Origin of the sequence: Aquibaculum sediminis, from assembly GCF_040712085.1 — a bacterium.
Lineage (GTDB): Bacteria > Pseudomonadota > Alphaproteobacteria > Kiloniellales > DSM-21159 > Aquibaculum > Aquibaculum sediminis.
This window is the reverse complement of record NZ_JBFCVK010000007.1, coordinates 95850-108147: the sequence shown is the minus strand read 5'-3', so window position 1 is coordinate 108147 and position 12298 is coordinate 95850. Positions and strand designations below refer to the sequence as shown.

13 protein-coding genes are annotated in these 12298 nt (G+C 65.4%); 2 read left to right on the top strand and 11 right to left on the bottom strand.

Translation table 11 applies throughout. The features are described from left to right. Position 1: 1 nt before the first annotated feature. Positions 2–346: a DUF952 domain-containing protein gene (locus ABZ720_RS12720; RefSeq protein ID WP_366555903.1), complete on the bottom strand. Its 345-nt coding sequence runs from the start codon at positions 344–346 to the stop codon at positions 2–4. 112 nt (positions 347–458) lie between these two features. Here ABZ720_RS12720 and ABZ720_RS12715 point away from each other — a divergent pair, with 112 nt between their 5' ends. Both ABZ720_RS12715 and dapF read left to right on the top strand, forming a co-directional pair. Beyond that, complete coding sequence (locus tag ABZ720_RS12715; RefSeq protein WP_366555902.1) at positions 459–1295, top strand: branched-chain amino acid aminotransferase; 837 nt, start codon at positions 459–461, stop codon at positions 1293–1295. After that, positions 1285–2148: a diaminopimelate epimerase gene (dapF, locus tag ABZ720_RS12710; RefSeq protein WP_366555901.1), complete on the top strand. Its 864-nt coding sequence runs from the start codon at positions 1285–1287 to the stop codon at positions 2146–2148. The genes ABZ720_RS12715 and dapF overlap by 11 nt, the downstream gene beginning before the upstream one ends. Positions 2149–2237: 89 nt before the next feature. Here the strand turns inward: dapF and ABZ720_RS12705 are convergent, their stop codons facing one another. The 10 genes from ABZ720_RS12705 to ABZ720_RS12660 form a co-directional block, all read right to left on the bottom strand. Further along, positions 2238–3032, bottom strand: coding sequence for an FAD binding domain-containing protein (locus ABZ720_RS12705; protein ID WP_366555900.1), 795 nt, complete (start codon positions 3030–3032; stop codon positions 2238–2240). Between the two features lie 15 nt (positions 3033–3047). Beyond that, positions 3048–5408, bottom strand: coding sequence for a xanthine dehydrogenase family protein molybdopterin-binding subunit (locus ABZ720_RS12700; protein WP_366555899.1), 2361 nt, complete (start codon positions 5406–5408; stop codon positions 3048–3050). Positions 5409–5412: 4 nt separating this feature from the next. Next, positions 5413–5880 (bottom strand): (2Fe-2S)-binding protein, encoded by a 468-nt coding sequence (locus tag ABZ720_RS12695; protein ID WP_366555898.1) that lies wholly within the window; start codon positions 5878–5880, stop codon positions 5413–5415. Positions 5881–6032: 152 nt separating this feature from the next. Next, positions 6033–6887: an SRPBCC family protein gene (locus tag ABZ720_RS12690; protein WP_366555897.1), complete on the bottom strand. Its 855-nt coding sequence runs from the start codon at positions 6885–6887 to the stop codon at positions 6033–6035. 142 nt (positions 6888–7029) lie between these two features. Continuing rightward, complete coding sequence (locus ABZ720_RS12685) at positions 7030–8067, bottom strand: TAXI family TRAP transporter solute-binding subunit (protein WP_366555896.1); 1038 nt, start codon at positions 8065–8067, stop codon at positions 7030–7032. Between the two features lie 42 nt (positions 8068–8109). Continuing rightward, entirely contained in the window at positions 8110–9333 is a 1224-nt protein-coding gene (locus ABZ720_RS12680; RefSeq protein WP_366555895.1) for a molybdopterin molybdotransferase MoeA, read from the bottom strand. After that, complete coding sequence (moaC, locus tag ABZ720_RS12675) at positions 9333–9809, bottom strand: cyclic pyranopterin monophosphate synthase MoaC (RefSeq protein WP_366555894.1); 477 nt, start codon at positions 9807–9809, stop codon at positions 9333–9335. The genes ABZ720_RS12680 and moaC overlap by 1 nt, the downstream gene beginning before the upstream one ends. Then, positions 9806–10612, bottom strand: coding sequence for an indole-3-glycerol phosphate synthase TrpC (gene trpC / locus ABZ720_RS12670; RefSeq protein ID WP_366555893.1), 807 nt, complete (start codon positions 10610–10612; stop codon positions 9806–9808). The genes moaC and trpC overlap by 4 nt, the downstream gene beginning before the upstream one ends. Next, positions 10609–11646, bottom strand: coding sequence for an anthranilate phosphoribosyltransferase (gene trpD / locus ABZ720_RS12665; RefSeq protein WP_366555892.1), 1038 nt, complete (start codon positions 11644–11646; stop codon positions 10609–10611). Before trpD ends, trpC begins: the two co-directional genes overlap by 4 nt. 21 nt (positions 11647–11667) lie before the next feature. Continuing rightward, the gene (locus ABZ720_RS12660) at positions 11668–12243 is read right to left on the bottom strand and encodes an anthranilate synthase component II (protein WP_366555891.1); all 576 of its coding nucleotides are present in this window, start codon (positions 12241–12243) and stop codon (positions 11668–11670) included. Positions 12244–12298: the final 55 nt, after the last annotated feature.

Below are 12298 nucleotides of genomic sequence, written 5' to 3'. Positions count from 1 at the left end.
TTCAGTCCTCGAGCGGCGGAAAGCTGTGTCCTTCCGGACCCAGAGGCAGTGGGCGAACCCAGCGCACGGCCTCCGGGGGCAACGGCCCGTAGAGATGCGGAAAGTGTTGCCCGCCCCGCGACGGCTCCCATTTCAGTGCGTCGCCCAGGGCCGCGGCATCGACTGCGAGAATGACCAGGCCACCTTGCCCGGCCCGGTGCTTCGCGACGCTTTCGCGAACCTGGGCGGCCGTGGAGAAGTGGATGAAGCCGTCCCGCAGGTCATCGGCCGAGCCGCGATAACCACCGCTGGCCCCAACCGCCGCCCAGTCCTCGGCACGGCAGACGTGATAGATCTTTTCAGTCATGGCCAAACCTTACCGGTGCTTTGGGCACTCTTCCAGCCTCTCCCAGCAAGCCGTGGATTGCGTGCGCGGTTCCAGAAGCTATGCTGCTGCGAGAGGCTATATGAGGTGAGTGATGACAACCTGGACTTATGTGGATGGCGCGTGGCTGGAGGGCAATCCCGGGCTGGTGGGGCCGATGACACATGCCATGTGGCTGGGCTCCTGCGTGTTCGATGGGGCGCGGGCATTCGAGGGGGTGGCGCCGGATCTGGATATCCATTGCCAGCGCATCAACAACTCGGCCCGCGCCATGGGGCTCAAGCCCTTGCACGAGGCCGGTGAGATCTTCGAGCTGTGCCAGGACGGCATCGCAAAGTTCGAGAAGGGTGCCGGGCTCTACATCCGGCCGATGTACTGGGCCGAGGGCGGCTTCGTCGACAATGATCCGGAGACCACGCGCTTCTGCCTTTCGATCTACGACTCGACGCTGCCGGAGCCCAAGGGCGGTGCGGTGACGCTTTCGCCTTTCCGGCGTCCCACCATCGAGACGGCGCCGACCAACGCCAAGGCAGCCTGTCTCTATCCGAACAGCGGTCGTGCGCTGCGCGAGGCCCGTGCGCGCGGCTTCGACAACGCGGTGATGCTCGACTCCAACAGCAATGTCGCCGAACTCACCTCGGCCAATATCTGGCTGGCGAAGGACGGCGAGGCGCACACGCCGGTGCCAAACGGCACCTTCCTCAACGGCATCACCCGCCAGCGGGTGAGCAAGCTGCTGCGCGAGGCTGGGATCACGGTCCATGAGCGCACGCTGACCTGGAAGGATTTCCTCGAAGCCGACGAGGTGTTCCAGACCGGCAACTACGGCAAGGTGATGCCCTTCACCCGAATCGAGAACCGCGACCTCCAGCCTGGGCCGATCTACAGCCGGGCGCGCGAGCTCTATTGGGCCTGGGCGCATGGCGGCTGACGCTGGCGGGGGAGGCGGGCCGCTCGCCTTCCGCAAGATGCACGGCCTGGGCAATGACTTTGTCGTCTTCGATGCCCGGACCAGGCCGCTGGAGCTGAGTCAGGCTCAACTGGCCCGGGTGGCGGATCGTCACTTCGGTATTGGCTGCGACCAGGTGGTGATCCTGCTGCCGCCGCCCGAGGGGGCTGACGTGGCCGTGCGTTTCTTCAATGCCGACGGCAGCACGGCGGAGGCCTGCGGCAATGCCACGCGCTGTGTCGCGCGCTTGCTGTTTCAGGAAACCGGCAAGGACGCGGTGGTCATCCGCTCGCTGGTGGGCGAGCTGCATGCGCGCGCCGGTGCCGATGGCCTGATTTCCGTCGATATGGGGCCGCCGCGCCTGGACTGGCGGGACATTCCGCTGGCGCGCGAGATGGACACCCTGCACCTGGATTTCGCCCTGGGGCCGCTGTCCGATCCCGTGGCGGTCTCCATGGGCAATCCGCATGTGGTCTTCTTCGTCGAGGATGCGGATGCAATCGATCTGGCCGCTCTCGGGCCGCAGATCGAGCATGCGCCGCTCTTTCCCGCGCGTGCCAATGTCCAGGTGGTGCAGGTCCTGCCCGACGGGGCTTTGAAGCACCGCATTTGGGAACGCGGCGCCGGGGCGACCCATGCCAGCGGCTCTTCTGCCTGTGCGGTGGTCGTGGCCGCTGTTCGGCGTGGGCTGATCGCCGGGCGCAGCGCCCTGCTGCATCAGCCGGGCGGTACGCTGCGCATGGCCTGGCGTGAGAGCGACGGCCATGTGGAGATGACCGGCCCCGCGGCCGAGGTCTTCACCGGGCACCTCGATCCGGCGATCCTGGCAGGCTGAACGCCAAGCCGCACAGAAATCGTCTCCAACAAGAAAAGGGCCCGTGCCTCACCTGAGGCACGGGCCCTGAGCTTGCACTGCCGAGGCGATCAGCCGGCAGCGGCCACCGCACGTTTTGCCATGACCGTCACCAGATGGGCCCGGTACTCGGCCGAGGCGTGGAGATCGCCGTTCATGTCATCAGCCGGAACCTTGATGCCGGCCACCGCATCGGCTGAGAAGTTGCCGGACAGTGCCTGCTCCATCTCCGCCACGCGGAAAACGCTGCCCTTGGCACCGGTGACCGCCACGCGAACGCCGCCGTCGGTCTGCGCGACGAAGACGCCGACGATGGCGTAGCGCGAGGCCGGGTTGGCAAACTTGGCGTAGGCTGCCTTCTGCGGCACCGGGAAGCGCACCGAGGTGATCAGCTCGTCTTCCGCAAGTGCCGTTTCGAACAGGCCGGTGAAAAAGTCGTCGGCCGCGATCTCGCGCTTGTTGGTGGTCACAGTCGCGCCCAAGCCCACCAGGCCGGCAGGATAGTCTGCCGCCGGATCGGCATTGGCGACCGAGCCGCCGATGGTGCCGCGGTTGCGCACTTGCGGATCGCCGATTCCTTCGGCCAGTGCGGCCAGGGCAGGGATCCTGGATTTCACAAGGTCGTTACCGGCCACGGCCGCGTGGGTGGTCATGGCACCCACGACCAGTGCGCCGCCGTCCTCGCGCACACCCACCAGGTTGGCGATGCCGCCGAGGTCGATCAGATCGCTGGGTGAGGCGAGGCGCTGCTTCATGGTCGGCAGCAGGGTCATGCCGCCGGCCACGATCTTCGGATCATCCTTGCCGCTCAGCGCCGCCACGGCGTCTTCGACCGAGGAGGGCTTGTGATACTCAAAGGCGTACATTCTCGTTTCTCCTCCTTACTCGGCTGCCTGGGCGAAGCGGGCCTGGCAGACCCGCCAAACCTTCTCCGCAGTGGCCGGCATGTCGATCTCGGCGCCGATGGCGTCGGTGATGGCGTTGATCAGTGCCGGCGGGGCGGCAATGGCACCAGCCTCGCCGCAACCCTTTACGCCAAGCGGATTGTGGGTGCACTCGGTGACTGTCATGCCGACCCGGAAGGACGGAAGGTCATCCGCCCGCGGCATGGTGTAGTCCATGTAGGAGCCGGTCACCAACTGGCCGCTTTCCTTGTCGTAGACGCAGTTCTCGAGCAGTGCCTGACCCACGCCCTGCGCGATGCCGCCGTGCACCTGGCCTTCCACGATCATCGGATTGAGCACCCGGCCGAAATCGTCCACGGCCACCCAGTCCACGATCTGCGTGATGCCGGTGTCGGGGTCGACCTCGATTTCCGCGATGTGCACGCCTGCGGGATAGGTGAAGTTGAGCGGGTCGTAGAACGCCGTTTCGTCCAGGCCGGGCTCAACCCCTTCCGGGTAGTTGTGCGGGACATAGGCCGTAAAGGCCACTTCGGCCATGGACTTGGAACGGTCGGTGCCAACCACGGTGAACTGGCCGTCCTTGAACTCCACATCGTCCACCGAGGCCTCGAGAAGGTGGGCTGCGATCTTGCGGCCCTTTTCGACGATCTTCTCACAGGCCCGCACGATGGCCGAGCCGCCCACGGCGAGCGAACGGGAGCCGTAGGTGCCCATTCCCATGGGGATGGCGCCGGTGTCGCCGTGCACGATCTCCACATTGTCGTAGGGAATGCCGAACTTCTCGGACACGAGCTGGGCAAAAGTGGTCTCGTGCCCCTGGCCGTGGCTGTGCGCGCCGGTCATGACCGACACTGTGCCCGTGGCGTTGAAACGCACCTGGGCCGACTCCCACAGTCCGACGCCGGCGCCCAGTGCACCCACCACGGCCGAGGGCGCAATGCCGCAAGCCTCGATGTAGGCGGACAGGCCGATGCCGCGCAGCTTGCCGCGCTTCTCCGCCTCGGCCTTGCGTGCCGGGAAGCCCGTGTAGTCGATCATCTCCAAAGCCTTGTCGAGCGAGGCTTCGTAGTTGCCGATGTCGTAGGTCAGTGCCACGGGGGTCTGGTAGGGGAACTGGTCGGGCTTGATGAAGTTCTTGCGCCGAAGCTCCGCCGGATCCATGCCGAGCTGGCGGGCCGCCACTTCCACCACCCGTTCGATCAGGTAAGTGGCCTCCGGGCGACCGGCGCCGCGATAGGCGTCCACCGGGGCCGTGGATGTGAAAACCGCCTTCACATTGGCATAGATTGCCGGGGTGGCGTACTGCCCGGCCAGCAGGGTGGCATAGAGATAGGTCGGCACACAGGTGGAGAAGCTGGAGAGATAGGCCCCTACGTTCGCCGTGGTATCCACCTTCAAGGCCAGGAACTTGCCTTCCTGATCCACCGCCAACTTGACGTTGGTGACGTGGTCGCGGCCGTGGGCGTCGGAGACGAAAGCCTCCCCACGCTCGGCCGTCCACTTCACCGGCCGACCGACCTTCTTGGCGGCCCAGGTGCAGCAAGTTTCTTCGGCGTAAGCATAGATCTTCGAGCCGAAGCCGCCGCCCACGTCCGGCGCGATCACTCGCACCCGGGATTCCGGCAGGTTCAGCACGAAGGCACAGAGAATCAGCCGCAGCAGGTGCGGGTTCTGGCTGGTCGAATAAATCGTGTAGCTGTCGGTGCCGCTGTCGTATTCGCCAATGGCCGCGCGGGGCTCCATGGCGTTCGGGATCAGGCGGTTGTTGATCAGATCCAGCTCGACGACGCGCGCCGCCTGGCTCAGGGCCTGCTCCACGGCGTCCTTGTCGCCCAGTTCCCAGTCGAAGCAGAGGTTGGAAGGCGCTTCGTCATGAATCTGGGTGCCGGACATGGCCTCCTTGGTGTCCACCACGGCGGGAAGGTCGTCGTAGTCCACCTCGATCAGATCGGCGGCATCGCGCGCTTGCGGATAGCTTTCAGCCACCACCATCGCCACGTGATCGCCGACGTAGCGCACCTTGTCGCGCACCAGGGGATAGTGCGGCGGCGCCTTGTGAGGCTCGCCGTGCCGATCGGTGACCGTCCAGCCGCAGGGCAGGGAGCCCACGTTGTCGGCCGCCATGTCCTGGCCTGTGAAAACCGCAACCACGCCCGGGGCTGCTTCGGCCTCGGCCGTTTCGACCCGGGTCACCTTGGCATGGGCCACCGGCGAACGCAGAAAGTAGGCGTATAGCTGGCCGGGGCGATTGATATCGTCGGTGTAGCGTCCCTTTCCGGTCAGGAAACGCTTGTCCTCCCTGCGCCTTACCGGGGCGCCGATTCCGCTGTCGGACATGGACTCACCTCCTCATCTCGCTCGCCGCGGCCTGGATGGCCTTGACGATGTTGTGATAGCCGGTGCAACGGCAGATGTTGCCTTCCAGCCACTCCCGGATCTCGGTTTCGCTAGGGTCCGGGTTGTTTTGCAGCAGATCGACGGCGCTCATCACCATGCCGGGCGTGCAGAAGCCGCACTGCAGACCGTGATGCTCGCGGAAGGCCGCCTGCATGGGGTGCAGTTCGCCGTCCTGGGCCAGGCCTTCGATGGTTGTGACGTCCGAGCCCTCAGCCTGGACCGCAAGCATGGTGCAGGACTTCACGGACTTGCCGTTCACATGCACGACACAGGCGCCGCACTGGCTGGTGTCACAGCCGACATGGGTGCCGGTGAGCGAGAGGTTCTCTCGCAGGAATTGAACAAGCAGCGTGTTCGGATCGACGTCCTTGGTCACCTGCTTGCCGTTGATCGTCATGGAAAGGCTTGGCATCCGTCTCCCTCCTGATGTTCGGGAACTCGGTCGATCTTGTGCCGACAGAGTGTCTTGTTGTTCGGTATCCCGCTGGCCGGGGCATCCCTGCTGGCGAGTGTGTTGCGCGGTTTCTCGGCGGTCAAGAGGCACCCGGATTGCGGGGGTGCAGATCAGAGAATCAAAAACAGCAAAATGGCTATGATTGCCACCAACACACCGATCCAAACAGCCGGCGGCAGGCCGGCGGCCGAACTGGGCGGCTCCTTCTTTGGTCTTGGTGCAGTCTCCGCTGCGGCAGCAGGCTGTGGCTCTGGTGTAGGCTGTGCGGGCTCCGGTTGTGGCTCCGGCGTTGCGGCGCCGACTGCAGACTCGGTTGGCTCAGCAGCGGTCTCGGCTTTGGGCAGTTCTGCCGATTCCGTGGGCTGCGCGGGTTGTGGCTCCGGCGTTGCAGCTCCGACTGCGGACTCGGTTGGCTCAGCAGCGGTTTCGGCTTTGGGCAGTTCCGCGGATTCCGTCGGCGTGGGCTCGAACACTGCCGGCCGAGCCGCTGCTGCTTCGCCGGAGGGAACAGGGCCACCGGCGCGTTCCACCGCAATCTCCGAGAAGCGCGCGAAGAAGTCGTCGGCCATCTTTCGGGCGGTGCCGTCGATCAGGCGCGAGCCGAGCTGGGCCAGCTTGCCGCCCACCTTGGCATTCACGTCATAGGACAGCAGAGTTTCCGAACCTTCCTCGGTCAACTTGACGTTGGCGCCGCCCTTGGCAAAGCCGGCTGCGCCGCCCTTGCCTTCACCGCTGATGGTGTAGCTTTCCGGCGGGTTGATGTCGGTCAAGTTGACGGAACCGGCAAAGCGCGCGCTGACGGGACCCACTTTGGCGCGCACCTTGGCGTCAAAGGCATCGCCAGCCTCGTTCTGCTCCAGGCTTTCACAGCCTGGAATGCTGGCCTTGAGCACTTCCGGATCGTTGAGCGCGTCCCACACCACCTGGCGCGGTGCCGGAATACGCTGTTCGCCGCTCATTTCCATGGAGAGTGTTCCTCTTGCTTATTGCCCGTGCCCCCGTGCCAATCCCGACCGGCGGCTTCCTTTCAACCTAGAGCCTGATGCGGCTTTCGCCAATTCCAGATGAAGCAGGAGGGCAGCGCGCATCCTGCGTTGCATGGCGCTGTTACCGCGGGCGCAGGTGCTCCGGAATGTCGATCCCGACTTCCTCGTAGAAGCGCGCAGCACCGGGGTGCAGCGGAAAGGGCAGCCCGGTCAGAGCCGTTTCCAGCGACATTTCATCGGTGGCAGCATGGATGTTAATGAGGAAGGGCAGGTTCTCATAGACGGTCTTGGTGATGAGATAGACGTGCTCTTCCGCCACATCGGCGTTCACCGCCAAGAAATTGGGCTGGGCGATCGTCTGCCAGTCTGCTTCCTGGCCCGGATATGTCCCGGCCTCGATGGTGTAGGGGCTGTAGAGCGTGTTCCCGCCATCGGCAGCGCGGGCCTGCTCGTCGGTGAACTGGAGAAACGCGATGTCGTCGCCCATTTGGGCGAAAGCCCGGGTCACCGCGCCGGTAGGCGGACCAGCGGCCGGATTGGTGCCGACGATGGCGCCGCTTCGCAGGTCATCGATGGAGGAACCATAGCCCTTGTGCACCTGCTCGAACTGTCCGTGGTCGATCCCGAGATTGCCGAGAATGAACTCATTCGAGAAACGCGTGCCCGAGGTGGCCGCGCCCATGGAATAGGGCCGGCCGTAGACGTTCTTCATGTCCTCGATTGTGCCGGTTTCGGCGAGATCCTTGATCAGCAGGAAGTGCTCGACATTCTGCCAGAGTGCGGTGATCGAGCGCAGATTGACTTGCGGTCCTTCCTGCTCCAATGGGCCGATCCCATCACGGCCATAGACGCCGAACAGGCCCTGCAGGATGGCAAACTGTGCATCGCCGTTGCGCATCATGCGGATGTTTTCGGCCGAGCCTGCCGAGGAGATGGCCGACATGTCGATGCCGTCGGAGGCTTGGAGCTTGATCTTCACCAGAGTGGCCAGGGCGACGCCCACGGGATAGTAGGTTCCGCCGGTGGTGGCGGTGGCGAGAATGTAGCTGCTGCCTTCAGCCTGTGCCGCGCCGGCGCTGCAGCCCAGCCCAAGGGAAACAGCGGCTGCCATGGCGCCGGCCCGCAGGAAAGCGCGACGCCCCTTGCTCTGTCTGGTCATCCCCTTCACCTCCCTGATTGCCTTCCCTGAAGGCGTCCCATGTTACAGGCCGGGCCGTCCTTCAGCCAGCGGCAGCACGGACACCAGTTCGCCGGGCTCGGCAGGAGGGGCGGAGGGTGTCCGGATCAAGAGGCCGTCGGCCTGTGCCAGGGTGGCCATCATGGAACTGTCCTGGCGGGTAAAGGGCAGAGCGATCAAGCTGCCGTCGGCTTCCTCGGTCAGGCGGGTCCGCAGATAGTCCTGCCGCTTGTCGTTTGCCGGTAGCGCTTTGCCCAGGCGGGCGGTGACGGTTCGTTCAACGGTGTCGAGACCCTGCAGGCGGGCAAGGATCGGGCGCAGGAAGATCAGGCCGCAGACCAGCGAGGAAACGGGATTGCCCGGAAGACCCAGCAGGGGCGTTTCCCGCAGGTGCCCGAACAGTAGAGGCTTGCCCGGGCGCATGGCGATCTTCCAGAAGTTCAGCTCCAGCCCGTCCTCGCCGAGAACCGAGCGGATGAGATCGTGTTCTCCCACTGAGGCGCCGCCGGTGGTCACCAGCAGGTCGGCACCCTGCGCGCCGGCTGCGAGCCGCAGCAGTGAATCCCGATTGTCTTCCGCGATGCCGAGGTTGATCGCTTCTCCGCCGCAGGAGCGCACCAGCGCCTGCAGCGCCAGGCCGTTGGAACTGACGATCTGGTTGGGGCCGCGCGGTTCGCCGGGCATGACCACCTCGTCGCCGGTTGCCAGGATTGCCACACGCGGCTTGCGGTGAACCGTGAGCCACGGCTGATCCATGGCAGCGGCCAGGCCGATGTCCCGCACGCCCAGCCGCTGTCCGGCCTCGGGGCCCCGATCTCCGGCCGAGAAGTCCAGCCCCGCGGGGCGGACATAGTGACCTTCGGGAACGGTGACGCGGACCTCGACCCAGGAGCCCTCGGTGTCCTCGCCGCTGTCCGTGTCCTCCTGGATGACGATGGCGTCAGCGCCGCGCGGCAGCGGGCCGCCGGTGAAAATGCGCACGGCCTCGCCGGATTGCAGAATTCCGTCGTGGTCGCCGCCGGCGGGTGCGGCCCCCACCACGCGCAGGCGCACGGGGGCTTGCGCCACATCGGCAGCCTTGACCGCATAGCCGTCCATGGCCGAAACGGCCTTCGGGGGTTGAGTGGTCCGAGCGATCACCGGAGCGGCCAGCACCCGCCCCAGGGCCTGATCAATTGCCACGACCTCGGCTGGCAGCGGGCTGAAAGCCTCCAGGATACGCGTGCGTGCCTCTTCAACCGAAATCATCACGGCGCCTCATAATCACCGGATTTGCCGCCCGATTTATGCGCCAGGCGAACATTCTCGATCCGCATGCCTCGGTCGACGGCTTTGCACATGTCGTAGACGGTGAGCGCGGCAACGCTCACGGCGGTCAGTGCCTCCATCTCGACGCCGGTGCGGCCTTTGAGCTTGCAGGTGGCCGTGATCTCGACGGCGTTGCGCTCCGGCGCGAGTGCCAGATCCACACTCACCTTGGTCAGGGCCAAGGGATGGCACAGGGGAATGAGGTCAGGGGTGCGCTTTGCACCCATGATGCCGGCCAGCCGTGCAACGGAGAGCACATCGCCCTTTTTTACGCCGCCGTCGCGGATCCGCGCCAGCGTCTCCGGCTGCATGACGATGTCGCCCTTGGCAACGGCCACACGCTCCGTCTCCTGCTTGTCGGAGACGTCCACCATGACTGCATGGCCCTGCGCGTCGAAGTGGGTGAACTCGCTCATGCCGCCGCCTCGTCAGTTGCCGCCAGTTTCCGTGTGGCCTGGGTGACGTCCTCCTGGCGCATCAATGACTCGCCGATCAGGAAGGCGCGGGCCCCGGCCCGACGAAGGCGCGCGATGTCCTCTGGCGTGTAAATGCCGCTTTCCGCGACCAGGAAGCGCGTGTCGGAGATCTGCGGCCCCAGCTCTTCCGTTACCTTGAGATCGACGTCGAGGGTCTTGAGGTTGCGGTTGTTTATGCCGATCAAGGCGGACTGGAGCTTCAAGGCGCGCGCCAGTTCCTCGCCATCGTGTACCTCGACCAGCACGTCCATGCCCAGGTCGAAGGCCGCCGCCTCCAGTTCCGCTGCCTGCCCGTCTTCCAGCGCGGCCATGATGAGCAGGATGCAGTCGGCACCCAGGGCGCGGGATTCGACGATCTGATAAGGCTCGAGCATGAAATCCTTGCGCAAGACCGGCAGGTCGACGGCGGCGCGCGCGGCCTGCAGATGCTCGTCACGGCCCTGGAACCAGGGCGTATCGGTCAGGATGGAAAGGCAGGTTGCGCCACCCTGCGCATAGGCCTGGGCCAGTGCAGGCGGATCGAAATCCTCTCGGATCAATCCCTTGGAAGGTGATGCTTTCTTGATTTCGCAGATCAGAGCGTAGCCATTGCTTGCCGCCCGACGACGCAGGGCTTCCAGAAAGCCGCGCGGCGGATCGGTCGCCTCGGCAGCGGCCTGGACTTCGGCGAGCGAACGGATTGCCTTCCGGCGGGCCAGTTCTTCGCGCTTCTCCGCGCATATGCGAGCCAGGACGTCGCTCATGCCCTTGCTCCCTCATTGGTAATCGCCACCAGTCGTTCCAGTACGGCCGTGGCATGGCCCTCGTCGATTGCGCGGGCCCCTTGCGCAATGCCCTCGCGCAGGTCCTGGGCCTTGCCGCCGATCACCAGCGCGGCGGCGGCCGTCAGCAGCACGGTGTCGCGCAGCGGCCCCTGCTGGCCGGCCAAGAGCGCCCGAAGTGTCGCGGCGTTCTCCGGCCCGTCGCCACCGGCCAGGTCGTCGGGGGCACAGCGTGGCAAGCCGACATCCTCGGGTGTGACCTCGAAGGTCCGAATGTCACCCTGGTTCAGTTCGGCCACATAGGTGGCCCCGGCAGTGGTCAGTTCGTCGAAGCCATGCTCCCCGTGGACGATCCAGGCGCGCTCATGGCCCAGTTCCCGCAGAACCTCGGCCAGCGGGACCAGCCAGACGCGGTCGAACACACCCATGAGCTGATGTTTCACCTTGGCCGGACTGCACAAGGGCCCGAGAAGGTTGAAGATTGTCCGGGTGCCGAGCTCGACCCGCGTCGGCCCCACATGACGCATGGCGCTGTGATGGCGTGGCGCCATGAGGAAGCAGGTGTTGGCTTCCCACAAGGCCTTGCGGATCAGTGCCATGTCCGCATCGACGTTTACCCCGAGCGCGGACAGCACGTCGGCGGCGCCGCTCTTCGAGGAAAGCGCGCGGTTGCCGTGCTTGGCCACGGGAAGACCGCAGGCGGCGATTACGAAGGTGGAGGCCGACGAGATGTTGAAGGTGCCCTTGGCATCGCCGCCGGTGCCACAAGTATCGATGGCGCCTTCTGGAGCCTCGATCGCGGTCATGCGTCCGCGCATGGCGCGGGCCGCACCGGTGATCTCTGCCACGGTTTCGCCGCGCACGCGCAAGGCCATAAGGAAGCCGCCCATCTGCGAGGGCGTGGCGTCTCCAGCCATCATGATGTCGAAGGCGCGGCGGGCGTCTCTCTCGGAGAGGCTTCGCCCGTTCGCCACTTCGGCGAGCAGGGCTTTCAGGTCGGGCATGTCGGCGGGCATGGCTTCTTCCTTGGCTTCTTGTCAGGCCCGGCCGGCCAGCGTGAGGAAATTCCGCAGGAGCTGATGGCCGTGTTCCGAAGCAATGGACTCGGGGTGAAACTGGACGCCGTGGATCGGAAGTTCACGGTGCTGGAGGCCCATGATGACGCCATCAGCCGTTCTGGCAGTCACCTCCAGCACATCCGGCAGGCTGTCCTGCTCCACGGTCAGCGAGTGGTAGCGCGTCACCTGCATCGGCGAGGGCAGGCCGGCGAAGATGCCCTGTCCACTGTGGGAGATGCGGCTCATCTTGCCGTGGAGCGGCTGTGGCGCCCTGATGACGCGTCCGCCAAGTGCCTGGCCGATGGACTGATGTCCCAGACAAACCCCCATGAGCGGAACCTTCCCGGCGGCCAGTGCGATCAGCTCCAGGCAGATTCCCGCCCGGTCTGGATCGCAGGGACCCGGGGACAGAACGATGGCTTCCGGCGCCAGCGCCAGCGCCTCGGCTGCGGTCAGGGCATCATTGCGATGGACCACCACTTCGGCACCCAGTTCGCCGAGATAGTGGTAGAGATTCCAGGTAAAGCTGTCGTAGTTGTCGATCAGCAGGATCATGAAACGGTCCATTGACGGTGTCGCGACGGGGGTCGCGAGCTGGCAGGCCTTTATA